Raw genomic sequence first — 17907 nt, 5'->3', positions numbered from 1 at the left:
GTTTTGTGTAGGCAAGCCTCAGCCGAACTCAACCGCGCTTGGGCATCATCCGCAGCAGGGTGTTATCGCGCACCACATAGTGGTGGTAAAGCCCGGCCACGGCGTGGAGTCCGATCAGCCAATAGCCGATCGTCCCGCCGAGCACATGCCAGCCTTCAAGCTGCTTGGCCAGCGGTTTGTTTTCTTCGATCAGCAACGGCAGATCAATGCCATAGAACATCACCTGATGCCCCTCGGCGCTGGTAATCAGCCAGCCCAGAATCGGCATGGTGATCATGAAAATATACAGCGCCCAATGCATCAGTTTGGCGAGCAGGGTCTGCCAGCGTGGCGAGGCGGGGAAGATCTGCGGCGCGGGCCCCAGGCTGCGCGCGAACAGCCGCAACCAGACCAGCACGAACACCGTCAGGCCGAGCATGAAGTGCGCTTCCTTTATCAGCGTCCGGCCGCCACTGCCTTTGGGAAAGATCCCGCGAAATTCGATACAGGCATAAACCAGTATTAACAGAACCAGCATCAACCAGTGCAGCGCGATCGATACGGTGCTGTAGCGTGATTCGGAATTCTTCCAGGGCATACGGTGTTTCCTCACAGGTCTGGTCTGAAGTCACCGTTCTTGTTCGACGGCGTGGGTTAACTGTAATCCTGTTTCGGTGGGTTTGCCTGAGGTGAATCGGCTGTTCAATGCTCTGGATCAAGTGATCGGCCACAAAAAAGCGCCAGTTCCGTTAAAGGAGCTGGCGCTTTTTTATGAAACGAGAGGTGGAATCAGTCGGTTTGCGGCATCTCGCCGTTGGCCAGGCGCTTGTTGATGTCGGCAATCACCTCGGGCAAGTCGGTGATGGTGTCGATCATGTAGTGCGGCCGCGAGCCTTCGAACATCGCGTGAATGCGTTTGCGTTCGCTGGCCAGTTTATCGCTGCTCAGGGCGCGATAGCCTTCGTAGTCCAGACCCAGCGCGTTGCCGGAGCAGATCAATGCCACGGTCCACATGCCGGCGCGGCGACCTTCGAGGATGCCCGGCACCGTGTCGTCGATCTTCACACAAGCCGCGACGTCGTCGATGCCCAGGGCAATCACGTTGGCCAGTGCCTGAGCCGGCCATGGGCGGCCGTTGGGCACTTCATCGGTGGCGACCACGTGATCGGCGACGTAACCGTTGGTGGCGGCCAGTTCGACGACTTTGTCCATGACCTGTTTCGGGTAGCCGGAGCATGAGCCGATCTTGATCCCTTGCTGGCGCAGGTTGGCGATGGTGTCCAGGGCGCCGGGAATTAGGGCCGAGTGTTCGGCGATTTTTTCGATTTGCAGTGGCATGAAGCGTTTGTAAATGGCGGTGACGTCATCGTCGGTCGGGGTGCGACCAAACACGTTGCGGTAACGCTCGGCGACTTGCGGCTGATCGCACAGGGTACGAATGTGGTCCCACTTGCCCATGCCCATCGGCCCGCGGGCTTCTTCGATGGACACCTGGACGTCGAACTCAGCGAAGGCTTCGACGAAAATCTGCGTCGGGGCGAAGGAGCCGAAGTCGACCACGGTGCCGGCCCAGTCGAGGATGGCGGCTTGGAGTTTGGTTGGGTTGCTGTAGTTCATGTGAGGTGTCCCTTGTAGGAGCGAGGCTTGCCCGCGAAGAACGATAACGAGGTTTTAATGACGGACCGTGTCGTCTGCATTCGCGGGCAAGCCTCGCTCCTACAGGGGACGGTGGCGTCGTTTCAGATTTCGAGTACTTCCATCTCGCGCAGCACGTCGGCGATCGCCGTCACTGCCGCGTGCATTTCGGCCTGGTTGACGTGGCCGATGCAGCCGACGCGGAAGGTTTCGACCTGGGTCAGTTTGCCGGGGTAGAGGATGAAACCCTTGGCCTTGACCCGCTCGTAGAATTCCTTGAACTGATAGCGCGGGTCTTTCGGCGCGTGGAAGGTGACGATGATCGGCGCCTGGATCGCGGCCGGAAGAAAGCTGCGCAGCCCCAGTTTGGCCATGTCATCGAGCAGCACCCGGCAGTTATTGGCGTAGCGCTGATGCCGCGCGGGCAAGCCGCCTTCTTCGTTGTATTGCAGCAGGGCTTCGTGCAGCGCCGCGACCACGTGGGTCGGCGGGGTGAAGCGCCATTGGCCGGTCTTGGCCATGTAGGTGTGCTGGTCGAACAAGTCCATCGCCAGTGAGTGCGAGTTACCGGCGGCTTTCGCCAGTGCTTCTTTGCGCGCAAAGACGAAGCCCATCCCCGGCACGCCCTCCAGGCATTTGCCCGAGGCGGCGATCAGCGCATCGAACGGCACATCTTGGGCGTCGATTGGCAGGGCGCCAAACGAGCTCATGGCGTCGATGATCAGGCATTTGCCGTGTTGCTCGATGACGTGGGCGATGTCCGCCAGCGGGTTGAGGATGCCGGTGCTGGTTTCGCAGTGAATCAGCGCGACGTGGGTGATGCTGGCATCGGCCCGCAGCAGGCGGTCGACGTCGGCGGCGGTGGTCGGTTCGTCTTCGGCGGTTTCGAAGGTGCTGAACGAACGGCCGAGCACTTCACAGATTTTCGCCAGGCGTTTGCCGTAGGCGCCGTTGATCAGCACCAGAACTTTACCGTCCCGAGGCACCAGTGTGCCGATGGCCGCCTCGACCGCGAACGTGCCGCTGCCTTGTAACGGCACGCAGTGATGGCTGTCGGCACCGTTGATGATCGTCAGCAGTTGTTCGCAGAGGCTGGCGGTCAGTTGGTTGAAACGGTCATCCCATGAGCCCCAGTCGACCATCATTGCCTGACGGGTGCGGCTCGATGTGGTCAGTGGGCCGGGGGTGAGCAGGATGGGCTCGGCAGTACTCATTCTTGTGTCCTCGCAAAAGCTCAGTGGGATGAAGCTACGGGACATAAATTGCAATTCGGTGAGCTATCAATCAAATTGTTTGTTGTTATGCCAGCCATCAGTGAGGGTTATTCATGAATCTGTTCCAGCTACGCGCCTTCGACGCCGTGGCCCGCGAGGGCAGTTTCACCCGCGCCGCCGAGCGCCTGTTCATTAGCCAACCGGCGGTCACCGGGCACATCAAGGCGCTGGAAGAGCACTACCAGATCACCTTGCTGCGCCGCACCGCGCGGCGCGTCGAGCTGACGGAAGAGGGCACCAAACTGGCGGCAATCACCCGGGCGATGTTTGGCTTGGCCGAAGAAGCGCAGGTGATGCTGGAGGCCAACCGGCAGCTGCTGACCGGGCGCCTGGAAGTAGCGGCGGACGGGCCGCATATGGTCATGCCGATGCTCGCCAGTTTACGTGCGCGTTATCCGGGGATCACCGTGAACCTGCGGCTGGGCAATGCCCAGGAAACATTAGCGGCGTTGTTGTCGGAGCATGCCGACGTGGCGGTGCTGACCGAGGTCGAGCCGCGCAAGGGGCTGCACCTGCAAGCGTTGAGCGAGTCGAGGATTTGCGCGTTGGTGCCTGCGGGTCATCCGTGGGCGCAGCAGTCGAAAGGGGTGCAGCTCAAGGATCTGGACCAGGTGATCATGGTCTTGCGTGAACCGAGTTCGATTACCCGACGCACATTCGACGAGGCGTGCGCTCAGGCAAGGGTCAATCCACGGGTGTTGCTGGAACTGGACAGTCGCGAGGCGGTGACCGAGGCGGTGGCTGCAGAACTGGGCGTGGGTGTGGTGTCGTCGGTGGAAGTCAGCCACGACCCGCGAGTGGCGGCGGTGCCGATTATTGGCGAGGGGTTGGTCAATCGGCACATGATTGGGTGCATGGAGCGGCGGCGGGATTTGCGCTTGATCCAGGCGTTTTTTGGGTTGGCGCCTGGCAGATAGACCGAGGCGCGGCCTTCGCGAGCAAGCCACGCTCCCACAGGTTTTGTGTCGTACACAAGATATGCGGCCAGCACAAATCCCTGTGGGAGCGTGGCTTGCCCGCGATGGGGCCGGACCTGCCTATACCAGACTCTCGCGCACCATCTCCAGAAACGTCGCCACCACTCGCCGCGAACTCTGTTCGCGCAAGCACACCAGCGTCTCCGTCAGCCGCCGTGTGCAATCGGTAATCGGCAACGCGCATACCCGCGAATCCGCGCCAAATTCAGCGGCCGACACCACCCCCACGCCAATCCCGACCACCACCGCCTCGCGCGCGGCTTCCCGGCCTTCGACCTCGATCGCCGGGCGGATGCGAAACCCGGCCCGGGCCATTTCCTCTTCCAGGGTCTGGCGGGTCACCGAACCGATTTCCCGCAGCACCAGCGGCGTGTCGTCCAGGTCCGCCAAGCAGATGGACTCGCGATCGGCCCACGGATGATGACGCGAAACGAACGCCACCATCGGGTCATTGCGCAGCGGCAACGAGAGCAAGCGTTCGTCGCTGACATCGCGCCCCAGCAAGGCCAGATCGGCCTGATAGTTGAACAACCGAAACAGTGATTCGTCGGTGTTGCCGGTTTCGATCTTCACGCTGATGCCGGGGTAGCGCTCGCAGAACCGCGCAATCTGCGGCAGCACATGCACCGGCGCATCCACCGCCAGAATCAGGCTGCCGGTCTGCAGTGCCTGAGAGGCGTGAAGCAACTCCTGCGCTTCGGCTTCGATGACAAACAGTCGCTGGGTGATGCTCAGCAGGCGCTCGCCCAGATCGGTCAGGCGCACCGAGCGTTTATTGCGGTGGAACAACAACACACCGAAACGCTCTTCGAGTTTGCGCACTTGGTCGGAAATCGCCGGTTGCGTCAGAAACAGCCGTTCGGCGGCTTTGGTAAAGCTTCCGTGGACCGCGACGGCGTGAAAGGCTTTGAGCTGGGCGTGGGACACCGACATCGAACCTTCAGTAACAAGCTGAGCTTATATTTGAAATACGATAAATCGATTTCACTTATTAGTCAGTTATTGTTTTTATCGCCTCAACCCCGGTGACTGCTCAGTCGAACAGCACCGGTGGTCATGAGCCTGTGCGTGCAATCAGCAGGACTCATCTGACCGGTATCGCCTCAGGGAACAGGCGATACCGCAGTGCTCAACAATAAAAAACACAGGCGTTTTCTTCCGATTCTGCCGGCACACTCACACCCTGAGGTCAGAACCACAATGAATAATCCCATCGGTACCATCAAGCGTTGGCGCGTGCAGATTTTCGCCATCACCTGGCTCGCGTATGCCGCGTTCTACTTCACCCGCAAAGCGTTTTCCGTGGCCAAACTGGGGATCGCCGAAGACCCCACCTTCACCCTCGATAAAATGGCCATGGCCAACCTCGATGCCATCTACCTGGCGGCTTATGCCATCGGGCAATTCACCTGGGGCATCCTGGCCGACCGCTTCGGGCCACGGGTCGTGGTGCTCGGCGGATTGCTGATTTCCGCGGTGGCCGCGCTGGTGATGGGCAGCTTTGCCACGTTGCCGATTTTCGCCACTTGCATGCTGATTCAAGGGCTGGCGCAGTCCACCGGATGGTCGGGGCTGTGCAAGAACATTGGCAGTTTCTTTCCCGCCGAGCAGCGTGGGCGGGTGCTGGGTTTATGGAGCTCCTGCTACGCCTTTGGCGGGCTGGTGGCCTCGCCGTTTGCGGGTTGGTGGGCGTATACGCTGATCGGCACCTGGCATGCGGCGTTCATTTCCAGTGCGGCGGTGGTTGGGCTGGTCGCCGTGCTGTTTTTTATTTTTCAACGTAACAAACCCGAAGACGTTGGCTTGCCGGCGGTGGAGCCGGAACCCGAGCTGACCGCTGAAGAGGCGCACGCTCAAAGCAAGATCAGCGTCCTGGAGCCGCTGCGGGAAATCCTGCGCAACCGCACGGTGTTGGTGCTGGGGCTGGCGTACTTTCTGTTGAAACCGGCGCGCTACGCGATTCTGCTGTGGGGGCCGGTGATCGTCTTCGAACAAATGCCGACAGTGGGCAAGGTCGGCGCGGCGATCATTCCTACCGCGTTCGAACTGGCCGGGCTGCTCGGGCCGATTCTGCTGGGGCTGGCCTCGGACAAACTGTTCGGTGCCCGACGCATGCCAGCCTGTGTGCTGAGTCTATTGGCGCTCACGGTTTCCCTGGCGCTGTTCATGGGCGCTTTGCATACCGGCAGTGTCTTGCTGGTGGTGGCACTGCTGTTCGTCATGGGCCTGACCCTGTACGGGCCGGACTCGATGATCAGCGGCGCGGCGGCGATCGATTTCGGCACCGCCAAGGCCGGCGCCACGGCGGCGGGCTTCGTCAACGGTTGCGGCTCGGTCGGGGCGATTCTCGGCGGGTTGCTGCCGGGTTACTTCGACTCGGTCACGGTGTTCATCGTCTTTGCCGGCTGCGCGTTGTTCTCGTCGCTGGTGCTGATCCCCCACTGGAACAGTCGCCCGGCGGGTCTGCGTCCCGAAAGAGCATTTGTGCCTAACCAGCCGATGACCGTAAAACCCCTGCGTACATAAGGATTACCCCCATGAGACCTTACTGGCTGGAACAGGCGCTGGCGGCCGAGTCCTGCGCGCCGTGCGAACCTTTACCCGGAGATGCCCGCGTCGATGTCTGCATTGTCGGTGGCGGCTACACCGGCTTGTGGACCGCAATCATGCTCAAGCAGCAGAACCCCGAACTGGACGTGTTGCTGATCGAAGCGGACATCTGCGGTGCTGGTGCCAGTGGGCGCAACGGTGGTTGTGCGCTGTCGTGGTCGGCCAAGTATTTCACCCTGGAACGGCTGTTCGGCGTCGAGGAGGCGGTGCGACTGGTCAAGGAGTCCGAGCGCAGCATCCACGCCATCGGCGCCTTTTGCGAACAGTACGCGGTGGACGCCGATTACCGTCTCGATGGCACGCTCTACACCGCCACCAATCGCGCGCAATGCGGCTCGACCGACGCGGTGATTGCGGCGCTGGAGCGCAACGGCATCAATTCGTTTACCCAGCGCCCACTGGCGGATGTACAGCGCATGGCCGGCTCCAGCAAACACTTGGAGGGCTGGTTTTCCCCGGCTGCTGCGAGTGTTCAGCCGGGCAAACTGGTGCGCGGCCTGCGCCGGGTGGCCTTGCAGCTGGGGGTGAGGATTCATGAAAACACGGCGATGACCGGCCTGGTGGAGGGCAAGCCTGCGGGGGTTAAAACCCCCAATGGCACGGTCCGCGCCGACCGGGTGGTGCTGGCGATGAATGCCTGGATGGCCCGGGCGTTTCCACAGTTCGAACGCAGTGTGGCGATTGTTTCCAGCGATATGCTGATCACCGAACCACGGCCGGAGCTGCTCAATGAGATCGGTTTGACCAGTGGCGTGACGGTGCTCGATTCGCGGATTTTTGTGCACTACTACCACAACACCCCGGATGGTCGAATCATGCTCGGCAAGGGCGGCAATACCTTCGCCTACGGTGGGCGAATGCTACCGGTGTTCGATCAGCCATCGCCCTATGCCGGCTTGTTGCAGCACAGCCTGAGCGAATTCTTCCCGGCGTTCGCCAAGGTCAAGGTCGAGGCCACCTGGAACGGGCCGTCGGATCGCTCGGTCACCGGTTTACCGTTCTTTGGCCAGATGAGCGCCAGCGGCAATGTGTTTTACGGTTTTGGTTACTCCGGCAGCGGGGTCGGGCCTTGCCATATGGGCGGACAGATTCTCGCCTCGATGGTGTTGGGGCTGGACAACGCCTGGACCCGTTCGCCGTTGGTGAATGGCCCGTTGGGATTTTTTCCGCCGGAGCCGATCCGCTACCTCGGCTCACTGATGGTGCGCAACGCCATCCGCCGCAAGGAGCGCGCCGAGGATCACGGGCGCCGGCCACGGCACCTCGACGTGCGCCTGGCCAAGTTTGCCGCGGCAGCGGGCAAGGCCGACAAGGGATGAAACTCAGGGGGCGAGATCCGAGCGGTTGACCAGCCAGTCGAGCAGCAGACGGCCATCGTGGCGTGGCTCGGGAGCAGGTCGGGAAGGCTGGGGATGACCCATGCCGGCACACAGCACCGGCCGGTCCGGGTCACTGTCGAGGAAACTGATCAGCACTTCGGTGCCGGCCATGGGCAACTTGGAGGAATCGATCCGACCGTCCGGCGTGGCGAGGGCGACCGGTAGCCAGAAACCGGCGGATTCGTCCGCCTCCGGCGTTGACCATAGTCTGACCTGTATCCGGCCCTGGTCATCGAGCGTCGCGGGTTGCCCGACGGGGCCCAGCACCCGGGCGGTCTGATAACCCGGGATGCTCGGCCTGGCGTGTTTGAACGTCGGCCTGAAGACCGTTGACCAGGGGATGGCAGTGAACTGATTGCTGTAGCGCCGGGCAATGCCAGGCTGGTCCTCGGCAAGAATCGACGGCTGTTGTCCTTGGTGCCGGATATCGGTGAGCAGCCACTGATCGTTGAAATTCGAGAGCGGGTGCTGCGCCACCTGCAGGATCCGTCCGCTGCACAGTTCGCTCTGGTTGCTTTGGCCGTGGATCTGCCGTTGCTGGCAACGCAGGCGTTCCAGTCGTCGGCGGCTGAGCTGATCGTGATGCAGCTGTGCCGGCGCGGGGCGTGCCGTCACCGGGCCCGTTCTGGCGAGCGTGTGGTTGGCCGCTCCGTCGCCGACCACCTGCGCGCCGCGGTTTCTGGCCTCCCATCGTGCAGGGGCGGGATCCGGATCATGGCGCTGGAACAACTCGCTGATCACCGGCAAGACAGAGTCGTTGAATGCGTCGTCCTGGAACGGCATCAGCAGCGGCGCCTGGGGGAAACTCAGGCTGTCATCGGCCAGCACCAGCACGTGCCCGTCGTGCTGATGTTCGAAGTGATAGTGGATGCCTTCTTCTTCACACAGCCGCTGCATGAAGGCCAGATCGCTCTCATCGTATTGAATGCAAAAAGGCCGGGGCGGGTAGCACCCATTTGCCAGCTCGAAACGGTAGCTGTGCCCGGGCAATTGATGCTCCTCCAGCAACTGGCGCACGATCGCCGGCACGCTGAGACGATGAAACACCCGACGCGAGCTGTGCAGGTGAAGTCGTTGAAGATGGGGCGCCAACACCAGGGAGTAGCCGACCCGGTGCGGGCCGCGATGTTCGCGACTGACGCTGTGGATCACACCGTGAATGCCCTGGTTATCCGTCAGCGTCAAAAACGCCGGTTGTTGTAACCATTGGTCGAGGTGCATCGCCGGGGCGAGGCCGATCACGTCGATGTCGAATCGATAGGGCTGGTTGAGACCTTCACGGCCACTGAACTGCAACACCTGCAAACACAAACCGCCGTCGAGCAGTGTCAGGGTGAAGGGACTTTCCTTGTCGTTATGCATCGAACGCGCTTCTGCCAGGGAGGATGGGCGCAAAGGGTACGAAACCACAGCCCTGAAGCGTCATCGCAAATCGCCTTTTCAGAATTGCCCTACAAGCGCTGGTGAAAATGTCGATCGGTCTTGGGGTAAAGATCTTGGAATTTTTGGTCGATTGGCATCTTTAGGCCGTATAAACTTGCGCAACGCGTCGGCCAATAGATGTCTCGGCGCCACAGATCAAGAGAGTGAGTAATGGGCGCACAGTGGAAGGTTAAACACAAAGAAGCGGCAGCCAACGCCAAAGGCAAGATCTTCGGCAAACTGGTGAAAGAAATCACCATCGCTGCCCGCAACGGTGCCGATACCACCACCAACGCACACCTGCGTCTGGTGGTCGAACAGGCGAAAAAAGCCTCGATGCCCCGCGAAACCCTGGAACGCGCGATCAAGAAAGGCTCCGGCCAGCTCGGCGAAACCGTGCAATACCATCGCGTGACGTATGAAGGGTTCGCACCGCATCAGGTGCCGCTGATCGTTGAATGCGTGACTGACAACATCAACCGCACCGTCGCTGAAATCCGCGTCGCGTTCCGCAAGGGCCAGTTGGGCGCTTCCGGTTCCGTGGCCTGGGACTTCAACCACGTCGGCATGATCGAGGCGTCCCCGGACAGCCCTGACGCCGATCCGGAAATGGCCGCAATCGAAGCCGGCGCCCAGGATTTCGAGCCGGGTGAAGACGGCGCGACGCTGTTCCTGACCGAACCTGCGGACCTGGATGCGGTACAGAAAGCGCTGCCGGAGCAGGGTTTCACCGTGTTGTCGGCCAAGTTGGGTTACCAGCCGAAGAACCCGGTCAGCGGTCTGAGCGATGAACAGATGGCTGAAGTCGAAGCGTTCCTCGAAGGCCTCGATAACCATGATGACGTGCAGGACATGTTTGTCGGGTTGGCGGGTTAATCTGCTTCTTCAGTGACCACGCCATCGCGAGCAGGCTCGCTCCCACAGGAGATTTGTGAACGCACAGATCAATTGTGGGAGCGAGCCTGCTCGCGATTGACCGCGCAGCGGTCACCGTCCCTTCAATTCCCGCACAATCTCGCTGAACCCCGGCCGCGCCAGCACATCTGGCTGACAGCAACGCTGTTGTAAATCCTCTAACGCGACGCGCTGTTCATCGCTCAGCCCCGAGTCGGTGCGCTCCAGCAATTCCTCCAGCAGCACCCCGAACGCCCGCACTTCGATCCGTTGCAGCGCGCGGCTTTCAAGGCTGTCCGAGGTGGCATGGAATGATGCCGCACCAAAGTCGCCCAACAGGCAATCCCCGTGCTCGTTCCACAGAATGTTGTGGCCGTAGAGGTCGCCGTGGGTGATGCCTTGCCGGTGCAGATGTTCAGCCACTGAAGCAATTCCACTGGCGATGCGCAGTGCCACGCCAGCGCTGAACCGGGTGTCGTCGGCGTAGACGTCGCGGGTGCAGGACGCCAGGCTCGGCAGCCCGGCCAGGTTGCGGTAACTCGGATCGATCAGTTGCATCACCAGCCCGGCCGTTTGCTGCGGGTGATCGACAATTCGGCCCTCGACCCGGATCAGGTTGGGGTGGATGCCGGCAGTGATGCAGGCGTTCATTTCGTGCAACGGCGAGCCATCGCTGGTCATTTCGCCTTTGTAGAGTTTCACCGCGACCTGTTTCGTCTGCTCCCACAACGCCTGATGAATAACCCCCGAGGCGCCTTCGCCGAGTTTTTTCTCAAGGTTCAACCCCGACCAGGGAATGCTCGCCGTGGCTTCAAGTGCAGCCGCATCGGCTTCGGTTTCCAGCGGGTTACCGGCATACGCCAGCCAAGTCAGGCTCGGCAGGGTCAGCAGCCACTCGGGAAGCTCGGTGAGCTGATTGGCGGCGATGCGGATCAGCTCAAGTCGATGGCAATGGCTCAGGCTTTCGGGGAGACGCTGTAACTGGTTGCCGGCGAGCATGAGTTTTTGCAGATGCGGGCGTTCACCCAGTTCGGTCGGCAATTCGCTGATTTGGTTATCGGTCAGGATCAGCCAGCGCAACAGCGGCGGCAGGGCGGCGCCCGGCACGTATTCGATGGCGTTGGCCTTGAAGCCGATCATCGTCAGCGCGGCGCATTGACCGAGACAGGCGGGCAGTTCGGTGAACTGATTATCCGAGCAGAACAGCACACGCAGGCGGGTCAGACGGTGCAGGTCGTCCGGCAAGCTGCGCAAGGCGTTGCCGCTGAGGTTGAGCACTTCCAGCGAGTCCGCCAGATCGAAAATTTCCCGGGGGAACTCGGTCAGGCCGCAGGACAAGTCCAGACGGGTGATGCCCGACAGTTGGCCGGCGCGCAGTTGGGCGAGGGTATCCATGGGCAGGTTCGCTATTGATCAGAAGGAGGGCGTGGGGCCTGGAAATGGGCGACATGATAGCGGGAAAGTTGCGGTGCTTGTCAGGCCGCCTTCGCGGGCAAGCCTCGCTCCTACAACGGTTTTGTGTTGTACCTCGATCCCTTGTAGGAGCGAGGCTTGCCCGCGAAGAGGCCGGTCGCCCAACACAAGAGTCTTGATCAAACCTATTCCTTGACCTCCACCAACTGCCCCAACCGGCTGCGCGTACGCGCCAGGTCGATAGCATCGCCACCCAGGCTTTCGCGCAATGACTGGTGACCAAGCAGAATCAGGTGCTTGTCCTGGTCGTACAAGACGTCGATCAGGTTGATGAAGCGTTGCTGGGCGGCGATTGAACAGTCGACGAGGCTGGGCAGTTTGTCGATGATCCAGCGATCGAAATGCCGGCACAGTTCGAGGTAGTCCATGACTGCGGTAGGGTGTTCGCACAGGTCGGCGAAGGTGAAGCCGACGCTTCGCCCTTCACAGTATCGGGCTTGCAGGTGCCGTGTCCCGACGGGCAGTTGGATGGCCGGTGCGTCGTGTTCGAGCAGCTGCAACACCTGACGCTGGGCCGCCGTGGCCGGCCAGACGTACTGGCCTTGGGTGAACAGCTGCTGTGCGTGGGGGCGCGCCTGACTGCGGTAATCATGCGGGCCGCCGACTTCCATCACCTGCATGCGCGTGTTGATCAGGTCGATCACCGGTTTGAAGCGTTCGTGGTAGAGCGGGTTGGGCAGCAAACCTTCCGGCGGGTAGTTGGAGGTCACCAGCAGCACAATCCCCCGGCGAAACAGCGCCTTGAACAGCCGCGTGATGAGCATCGCATCGCCGATGTCATGTACGTGGAATTCATCGAAACATAACACCCGGCAGTCTTGCAGCAGTTCGTCGAGGGTGGTCGCCAGCGGGTCGGGCTGATTGCGATGGCTGAACATACCCTGGTGCAGTTGTGCAAAAAACTCATGGAAGTGCAGGCGCTGTTTTTCCACGATGGGGATGGCCTGGAAAAAACCGTCGAGCAACCAGCTCTTGCCGCGCCCGACGGCACCATAGAGGTAAAGACCGGGGAGTGTCGGGGATGATGTGCCCAGCAGCGCCGAAGCGTGCTGCGTCATGCAGTCGATCACTCGCTGCTGGCTGTGACTGAGGGTGTAGCCCTGGGTATGGGCCTTGTGGTGGAAGTAGTCGTGGATCACCCGACCCTGCGCGCTGCCACTGGCCGGCGCCGCAAATGCCTTGCCGAAGAAACGGCGTAGCGCGGGCCAGCGTGGTGTAAGTCGCGGACGGTTGGGCGGTCGAACGGCCACTGTGAAGTCACCCCGTAGTCTTAAGGCCGCTCCCAAGCTGCGGCGGCGTAGTGTAACCAAATGGGGAATTTGCCTTCCACTGGTGTCGATGGCTTGCCCCTAATCCTGTAGGAGCGAGGCTTGCCCGCGAAGAACGATGACGCGTAATACCTGAAAAACCGCGGTGCATTCTTCGCGGGCAAGTCGGATCGCCGCACCGCTCGCTCCTACAGGATTTTCGTTAGCGCTCGATACTGCGATTCCACCGGGCATTCCACGCCGGGCGCTGTTCGTTGACCTGATCCCAGTCGATGGCGATCGCGGTCGTCAGATACTGCTTCATCGCCTCGACCTGACCACGGGTCTTGTCGGTGGTTGGCGTATTCGGGTTGGACGGAATCTGATCGCCGTCTTCAAGCGCGGCGGCTTGCGCTTCGGGCGTCAGCAGGAAGGCGGCGAGTTTCTGCGCCAGTTCCGGTTGAGTATTGTTGGCGATGGCGCATTCGGCGACGTTGAGCACCACGGAGCCTTCCTTCGGCTGCGCATATTCCACCGGCATGCCTTTCAGTTTCAGCGCGGTAACCTGGGTCGGAGTCAGCGGGAACAGTGCCGCTTCGTCGGTCTGGAGCATTTCGGAGATCTTCGCTGAACTCGGAATGTACTCCAGCACGTTGCGCCCGACGGTGTTCGGCCAGGCCTTGAACCCCGGTTCGACGTCGGTTTCGCTGCCGCCCTGAATCCGGTTGAACATCAGGAAACCATGCAGGCCGAAGGTCGACGAAGCCATCGACTGGAACACCAGTTTGTCCTTGAAGCGCGGGTCGGCCATGTCCATCCATGAGGTCGGCGCGCTCCAGCCTTTTTCCTTGAACAACCGCGTGTTGTACGCCAGCCCCGTAACCCCGAGGCTGACCGCCACGGCTTGATCCTTGATGCGGCCCTTGGCCGGAATCTGCGACAGGGTCGGGCTGTCTTCGAGTTTGTCGCACAAGCCCATGGCGATGGCGCGGTACATGATGCCATCGTCGAGGAACATCACGTGCATCTGCGGGTTGCCTTTGCTGGCCTGGACCTTGGCCAGAATATCGGCGGAGGTTCCCGGCACGATCACCACTTTGACGTTATTGGCTTTCTCGAAAGCCGGCAGCACCTTGTCGGCGTAGAGCCGCTCCATGGTTCCGCCGTTCATGCCCAGGTAAAGCGTCGGTTCGGCCTGGGCCTGGCTGACCGTGAGCATGGCGCCCACGCAAGAAAAACTTAGCCAAGAGAAACCGAGCAGTGCACTGCGTTTGAAATTATTCATGGCGCGACCTTCCTCTATCAAGCAACGGAGATGGAGTGAAACCGGGTGATGGAAAACGCATCCAGCGGCGTCTTTGACGCGCCGCTACAGATGATCTCGGTGAGTGCCTGGCCCACCGCGGGCCCGATCTGAAAGCCTGCGCCGGCAAAGCCGAACGCGTGCAACAGACCGGGTTGGGTGCTGCTGTGGCCGATCACCGGTTGGCGATCGGGCAAATAACCTTCGGTGCCGCTCCAGGTGCGAATCGCCTGGGCGCCTTCAAGAAACGGGTACAGCTCGACGGCCTGGCGCAGGATCTCGATGACGGCGTTCTGACCAGGTCGGGCACGGGCGTCATCGAGGGCAAAGCCCTGGCCGCCGCCCAACACACAATTGCCGCGAGCGACCTGACGGGCATAGATGCCGCCACCCTCGACGCCGGTGCTGGCATTCATCACCAGCGGCAACGGTTCGGTGACCAGCATTGCCGGGTGCCCGGCGTGCATCGGCACCGCTTCGTCGAATTGCGCGGCAAGGTTGCCGGCCCAGGCGCCGGCGCAGTTGAGCAGCCAGGGGGCTTGCAGCTCGTGGCCGGTTTGAGTGCTGACGCGAAAGCGCTGACCGTCGTGCTCCACCGCCGTCACTGCGCATTGCTCATGCACCTGCGCGCCATGCCGACGCGCCATTTGGGCAAACGCCGGAGACACCAGGCGCGGGTTGGCGTGGCCGTCGTCCGGGCACAACGAGGCACCGACCGCCACATCGCCGACCCACGGAAAACGTGCGCGCAATTCGTTGCGTTCGAGTACCTGCAAATTGAGGCCGAAGCCCTGGCTGCTGGCGGCGTAGTCCTGCAAGGCGTGCAGGTCGTTGAGGCTGCGGGCGAGTTTCAGGTGACCGCTGCGCTGGTACTCGCCGTCGATGCCGATCAACTGCGGCAGTTGCCCCCAGATCTCGTGAGCCCGTTGCGACAGCGGCAATTGCGACAGCGGTCGGCCCTGACGACGCACACCGCCGTAGTTCACGCCGCTGGAGTGCGAACCGCAAAAGTCCCGCTCCAGCAACGCGACGCGACGGCCGGCCTTGCTCAGAAACAGAGCGGCGGAAGCCCCGACAATGCCGCCGCCAATAATGATTGCATCGACCTCGATCATGGCTCGACCTCCAGACCGAACGGCAGGGGTTTGATCGGCGCCTGAGCCCTCAGGCGACCAATGTCGGAGATGGAGCGCTGGCTTTCGCAGGCAATGATTTCCGCGGCGGAGGCACCGCACATTCTTCCCTGGCAGCGACCCATGCCGACCCGGCAATGGGCCTTGACCCGGTTGATCTCCCAATGGCCTTCGCGCACCACCTGGCGGATGTCGCCGGCGCGCACTTCTTCGCAACGGCAAATCATCAGTTCATCCGCGGCGTTGGTGGCCCAGCTTTCGGGAAAGATAAACGCGCGCTCAAGGCCTTGGCGGAATCTGCCGATAGTGTTCAGCGATTGTTCCAGCTGGGTGGCACGCTGTGACGGGATCAGGTAACCGATGTCTTCGAGCAGCGCCAGGGCTGCCCGTTCACCGGCCATTTCGGCCGCGTCGGCACCCATGATGCCGGCGCCGTCACCGGCCAGGTACACCTCGGCGACACTGCTGCGACCGGCGCTGTCACGCTGCGGCAGCCAGGCGCGGTTGAGCGGATTCCAGGTGAATTCGCAGCCCAGCAGGTCGGCGAGTTGGGTTTCACTGCGCAGACCGTGGGCGAAGGCTACGGCGTCGCATTCGATTTGATGTTCGCTTGCTGCGTTATGCCAGTTCAGCGATTGCACGCGGTGTTCGCCATCGATGCGTTTCAAGGTGGCGCCCTGGTGCACCGGGATGCCGTGGGCGGTTAGCCAGGTGCGGTAATAAATGCCTTTGGCCAGCGTGGCCGGTTGCGACAGTAGGCCGGGCAGGGCACGGACCTGAGCGCTGAAGGGTGAGCTGTCGAGCACGGCGGCTACATTGGCGCCGGCCTTGGCGTATTGGTACGCCACCAGATACAGCAACGGTCCGCTGCCGGCAAACACCACGCGTTCACCAATGGCACAGCCTTGAAACTTCAAGGCAATCTGCGCCGCGCCGAGGCTGTAGACCCCCGGCAGCGTCCAGCCTGGCACTGGCAGTATCCGGTCGGTGGCGCCCGTGGCGACGATCACCCGGGAGAATTCCACACGCGTCGCGCGGCCTTCGTGCAAGGTGTCGAGCGCCCCAGCTTCGGTGTTCCACACCAGCGTGTCGGGACGGTAATCGAGTTGCTCGCGCAGTGCGTCGATTGTTTGATGCAGCGCCTTGGCCTTGCGTGCTTCGAAGCCATATAGCTTGACCGCCGAACGCTTGAAATTCGCCGGCTGACGCCGATAAATCTGCCCGCCACCGCGGGCGGCTTCGTCCAGCAGAACAGGGCGCACGCCGTGGGCGACGAGGGTTTGCGCCGCCCGGATTCCAGCGGGGCCTGCGCCGATGATGACCACAGACTTCATACCCACCCCATATGTGATAGACGCCGAACCCTTGTGGGAGCGAGCCTGCTCGCGATGATGGCGGTACATTCAACATCGGTGGTGGCTGACAGATTGCTATCGCGAGCAGGCTCGCTCCCACAGGGAATCCGGTTTGTGCAGGTCGATGGGGTGTTCATAGGGAGCGCCCCGGTTCGCGGTTGATGTGTTGGCCGGCTTCAAGCAGCGTCGAGCAAGCCCGCACCCGGCGGCCATCGCCCAGGCGTACCCAGCAGTCCTGGCAGGCGCCCATCAGGCAGAAACCGGCGCGGGGCTCGGCGCTGAAGTCGCTGCCGCGCAGGTGTTCGCTGCAGGTCAGCACGGCGGTCAGCAGGGTGTCGCCGAGCAGGCCACTGGCAGGCTTGCCGTCGAGGGTAAAGTCCAGGGCCGGGCGGTCGCCTTCGGCCAGTCGTTTCAGCAGAGCCATGGCGCCCTCATTGTTTACCCACCAGAACCCGATCCAGGCCGTAGACCCGATCGAGCAGAATCATCGTCAGCGCGGTCAGCGCAATCACCAGTGCCGACACCGCCGCCATCATTGGATCGATGGATTCGGTGGCGTACACGTACATGCGCACCGGCAGCGTTTGCGTGGCCGGCGAGGTGACGAAGATCGACAACGTGACCTCATCGAAACTGTTGATGAACGCCAGCAGCCAGCCACCGGCAACGCCCGGCAAAATCATCGGCAAGGTGATTTGCCGGAACAACGTGAAGCGTCCGGCGCCGAGGGATTGCGCGGCATGTTCGGCGCTGCGGTCCAGACCGATGGCCGAGGCCAACACCAGGCGCAGCACGTACGGCGTGATCACCAGCACATGGGCGAAGATCAGCCAGGCGAAGCTGCCGTTGACACCCATCAGCGCAAACAAGCGCAGCAATGCGACGCCCAGCACCAGGTGCGGAATGATGATCGGCGACAGGAACAGACCATTGAAAAAGTCCCGTCCGGGAAACTCGAAGCGAGTGATCGCCAGGGCTGCCGGCACTGCGATCAGCGTCGCCAGCGTGGCGGCGCAGAACGCCAGGATCAGGCTGTTGTAGAACGCATCGACAAAGTCCGCGCGCTCGAACACTGCGCGGAACCAGCGCAGGGAAAACTCCGTGGTCGGCAGGCTCAGGGTGTTTTCCGGGGTGAACGCAACGAGGCACACCACCACCAGCGGCGCGAGCATGAACAGCACCACCAGGGTATGGAACAGCAGGGCGAAAGGACCGTTTCTGGACAT

The 17907-nt window shown here is 61.9% G+C and carries 16 protein-coding genes; 4 read left to right on the top strand and 12 right to left on the bottom strand.

From position 1 onward, the window contains the following. Positions 1 to 28 precede the first annotated feature (28 nt). The 3 genes from AB7M22_RS17000 to AB7M22_RS16990 form a co-directional block, all read right to left on the bottom strand. Positions 29 to 577 (bottom strand): cytochrome b, encoded by a 549-nt coding sequence (locus AB7M22_RS17000; protein WP_008011439.1) that lies wholly within the window; start codon positions 575 to 577, stop codon positions 29 to 31. Between the two features lie 191 nt (positions 578 to 768). Continuing rightward, a complete protein-coding gene (phnX, locus tag AB7M22_RS16995) occupies positions 769 to 1596 on the bottom strand; it encodes a phosphonoacetaldehyde hydrolase (protein WP_454187176.1) in 828 nt (275 codons plus the stop codon). A 122-nt stretch (positions 1597 to 1718) separates the two neighbouring features. Continuing rightward, positions 1719 to 2828, bottom strand: a complete 1110-nt coding sequence (locus tag AB7M22_RS16990; RefSeq protein ID WP_454187175.1) for a 2-aminoethylphosphonate--pyruvate transaminase — start codon at positions 2826 to 2828, stop codon at positions 1719 to 1721. Between the two features lie 113 nt (positions 2829 to 2941). Between AB7M22_RS16990 and AB7M22_RS16985 the strand changes: the two genes are divergently transcribed. Next, positions 2942 to 3805 (top strand): LysR substrate-binding domain-containing protein, encoded by an 864-nt coding sequence (locus tag AB7M22_RS16985; protein WP_454187174.1) that lies wholly within the window; start codon positions 2942 to 2944, stop codon positions 3803 to 3805. Positions 3806 to 3925: 120 nt separating this feature from the next. On the opposite strand, the gene AB7M22_RS16980 is transcribed toward AB7M22_RS16985, so the two are convergent. After that, positions 3926 to 4798, bottom strand: coding sequence for a LysR family transcriptional regulator (locus AB7M22_RS16980; protein WP_008011448.1), 873 nt, complete (start codon positions 4796 to 4798; stop codon positions 3926 to 3928). 267 nt (positions 4799 to 5065) lie between these two features. On the opposite strand from AB7M22_RS16980, the gene AB7M22_RS16975 reads away from it, so the two are divergent. Beyond that, on the top strand, positions 5066 to 6391 hold the full coding sequence (locus tag AB7M22_RS16975) for an MFS transporter (RefSeq protein WP_454187173.1): 1326 nt from the start codon (positions 5066 to 5068) through the stop codon (positions 6389 to 6391). Positions 6392 to 6402: 11 nt separating this feature from the next. Further along, positions 6403 to 7794 (top strand): FAD-dependent oxidoreductase, encoded by a 1392-nt coding sequence (locus tag AB7M22_RS16970; RefSeq protein WP_454187172.1) that lies wholly within the window; start codon positions 6403 to 6405, stop codon positions 7792 to 7794. 3 nt (positions 7795 to 7797) lie between these two features. On the opposite strand, the gene AB7M22_RS16965 is transcribed toward AB7M22_RS16970, so the two are convergent. Then, the gene (locus AB7M22_RS16965) at positions 7798 to 9216 is read right to left on the bottom strand and encodes a type VI secretion system Vgr family protein (RefSeq protein WP_454187171.1); all 1419 of its coding nucleotides are present in this window, start codon (positions 9214 to 9216) and stop codon (positions 7798 to 7800) included. Positions 9217 to 9447: 231 nt separating this feature from the next. On the opposite strand from AB7M22_RS16965, the gene AB7M22_RS16960 reads away from it, so the two are divergent. Continuing rightward, a complete protein-coding gene (locus tag AB7M22_RS16960; protein WP_007903391.1) occupies positions 9448 to 10152 on the top strand; it encodes a YebC/PmpR family DNA-binding transcriptional regulator in 705 nt (234 codons plus the stop codon). Between the two features lie 111 nt (positions 10153 to 10263). Here the strand turns inward: AB7M22_RS16960 and AB7M22_RS16955 are convergent, their stop codons facing one another. From AB7M22_RS16955 to AB7M22_RS16925, 7 genes are all read right to left on the bottom strand, one after another. Next, positions 10264 to 11565, bottom strand: coding sequence for a leucine-rich repeat-containing protein kinase family protein (locus AB7M22_RS16955; RefSeq protein ID WP_454187170.1), 1302 nt, complete (start codon positions 11563 to 11565; stop codon positions 10264 to 10266). 203 nt (positions 11566 to 11768) lie between these two features. Continuing rightward, positions 11769 to 12893: a cell division protein ZapE gene (zapE, locus tag AB7M22_RS16950; protein WP_454187169.1), complete on the bottom strand. Its 1125-nt coding sequence runs from the start codon at positions 12891 to 12893 to the stop codon at positions 11769 to 11771. A 220-nt stretch (positions 12894 to 13113) separates the two neighbouring features. Continuing rightward, entirely contained in the window at positions 13114 to 14175 is a 1062-nt protein-coding gene (locus AB7M22_RS16945; RefSeq protein ID WP_454187168.1) for an ABC transporter substrate-binding protein, read from the bottom strand. A gap of 17 nt (positions 14176 to 14192) precedes the next feature. Beyond that, positions 14193 to 15308 carry an NAD(P)/FAD-dependent oxidoreductase gene (locus AB7M22_RS16940; protein ID WP_454187167.1) on the bottom strand — a complete coding sequence of 372 codons (1116 nt, stop codon included), beginning with the start codon at positions 15306 to 15308 and terminating at the stop codon, positions 14193 to 14195. Continuing rightward, positions 15305 to 16660 (bottom strand): FAD-dependent oxidoreductase, encoded by a 1356-nt coding sequence (locus tag AB7M22_RS16935; protein ID WP_454187166.1) that lies wholly within the window; start codon positions 16658 to 16660, stop codon positions 15305 to 15307. Before AB7M22_RS16935 ends, AB7M22_RS16940 begins: the two co-directional genes overlap by 4 nt. Positions 16661 to 16814: 154 nt before the next feature. Continuing rightward, positions 16815 to 17105 carry a (2Fe-2S)-binding protein gene (locus AB7M22_RS16930; RefSeq protein ID WP_454187165.1) on the bottom strand — a complete coding sequence of 97 codons (291 nt, stop codon included), beginning with the start codon at positions 17103 to 17105 and terminating at the stop codon, positions 16815 to 16817. Between the two features lie 7 nt (positions 17106 to 17112). Next, on the bottom strand, positions 17113 to 17907 hold the full coding sequence (locus AB7M22_RS16925) for an ABC transporter permease (protein ID WP_007896923.1): 795 nt from the start codon (positions 17905 to 17907) through the stop codon (positions 17113 to 17115).

The sequence above is a fragment of the Pseudomonas sp. ADAK2 TE3594 genome (genome assembly GCF_053628675.1).
Note: the sequence above shows the minus strand (reverse complement) of the source record. Positions and strands in the feature narration are given on the sequence as shown.

What these genes read in the sequence shown, in the direction of transcription:
- AB7M22_RS17000 (WP_008011439.1), bottom strand. Translation starts at nt 577, where the DNA reads ATGCCCTGGAAGAATTCCGAATCACGCTACAGCACCGTATCGATCGCG.
- phnX (WP_454187176.1), bottom strand. Translation starts at nt 1,596, where the DNA reads ATGAACTACAGCAACCCAACCAAACTCCAAGCCGCCATCCTCGACTGG.
- AB7M22_RS16990 (WP_454187175.1), bottom strand. Translation starts at nt 2,828, where the DNA reads ATGAGTACTGCCGAGCCCATCCTGCTCACCCCCGGCCCACTGACCACA.
- AB7M22_RS16985 (WP_454187174.1), top strand. Translation starts at nt 2,942, where the DNA reads ATGAATCTGTTCCAGCTACGCGCCTTCGACGCCGTGGCCCGCGAGGGC.
- AB7M22_RS16980 (WP_008011448.1), bottom strand. Translation starts at nt 4,798, where the DNA reads ATGTCGGTGTCCCACGCCCAGCTCAAAGCCTTTCACGCCGTCGCGGTC.
- AB7M22_RS16975 (WP_454187173.1), top strand. Translation starts at nt 5,066, where the DNA reads ATGAATAATCCCATCGGTACCATCAAGCGTTGGCGCGTGCAGATTTTC.
- AB7M22_RS16970 (WP_454187172.1), top strand. Translation starts at nt 6,403, where the DNA reads ATGAGACCTTACTGGCTGGAACAGGCGCTGGCGGCCGAGTCCTGCGCG.
- AB7M22_RS16965 (WP_454187171.1), bottom strand. Translation starts at nt 9,216, where the DNA reads ATGCATAACGACAAGGAAAGTCCCTTCACCCTGACACTGCTCGACGGC.
- AB7M22_RS16960 (WP_007903391.1), top strand. Translation starts at nt 9,448, where the DNA reads ATGGGCGCACAGTGGAAGGTTAAACACAAAGAAGCGGCAGCCAACGCC.
- AB7M22_RS16955 (WP_454187170.1), bottom strand. Translation starts at nt 11,565, where the DNA reads ATGGATACCCTCGCCCAACTGCGCGCCGGCCAACTGTCGGGCATCACC.
- AB7M22_RS16945 (WP_454187168.1), bottom strand. Translation starts at nt 14,175, where the DNA reads ATGAATAATTTCAAACGCAGTGCACTGCTCGGTTTCTCTTGGCTAAGT.
- AB7M22_RS16940 (WP_454187167.1), bottom strand. Translation starts at nt 15,308, where the DNA reads ATGATCGAGGTCGATGCAATCATTATTGGCGGCGGCATTGTCGGGGCT.
- AB7M22_RS16935 (WP_454187166.1), bottom strand. Translation starts at nt 16,660, where the DNA reads ATGAAGTCTGTGGTCATCATCGGCGCAGGCCCCGCTGGAATCCGGGCG.
- AB7M22_RS16930 (WP_454187165.1), bottom strand. Translation starts at nt 17,105, where the DNA reads ATGGCTCTGCTGAAACGACTGGCCGAAGGCGACCGCCCGGCCCTGGAC.
- AB7M22_RS16925 (WP_007896923.1), bottom strand. Translation starts at nt 17,907, where the DNA reads ATGTCCAGAAACGGTCCTTTCGCCCTGCTGTTCCATACCCTGGTGGTG.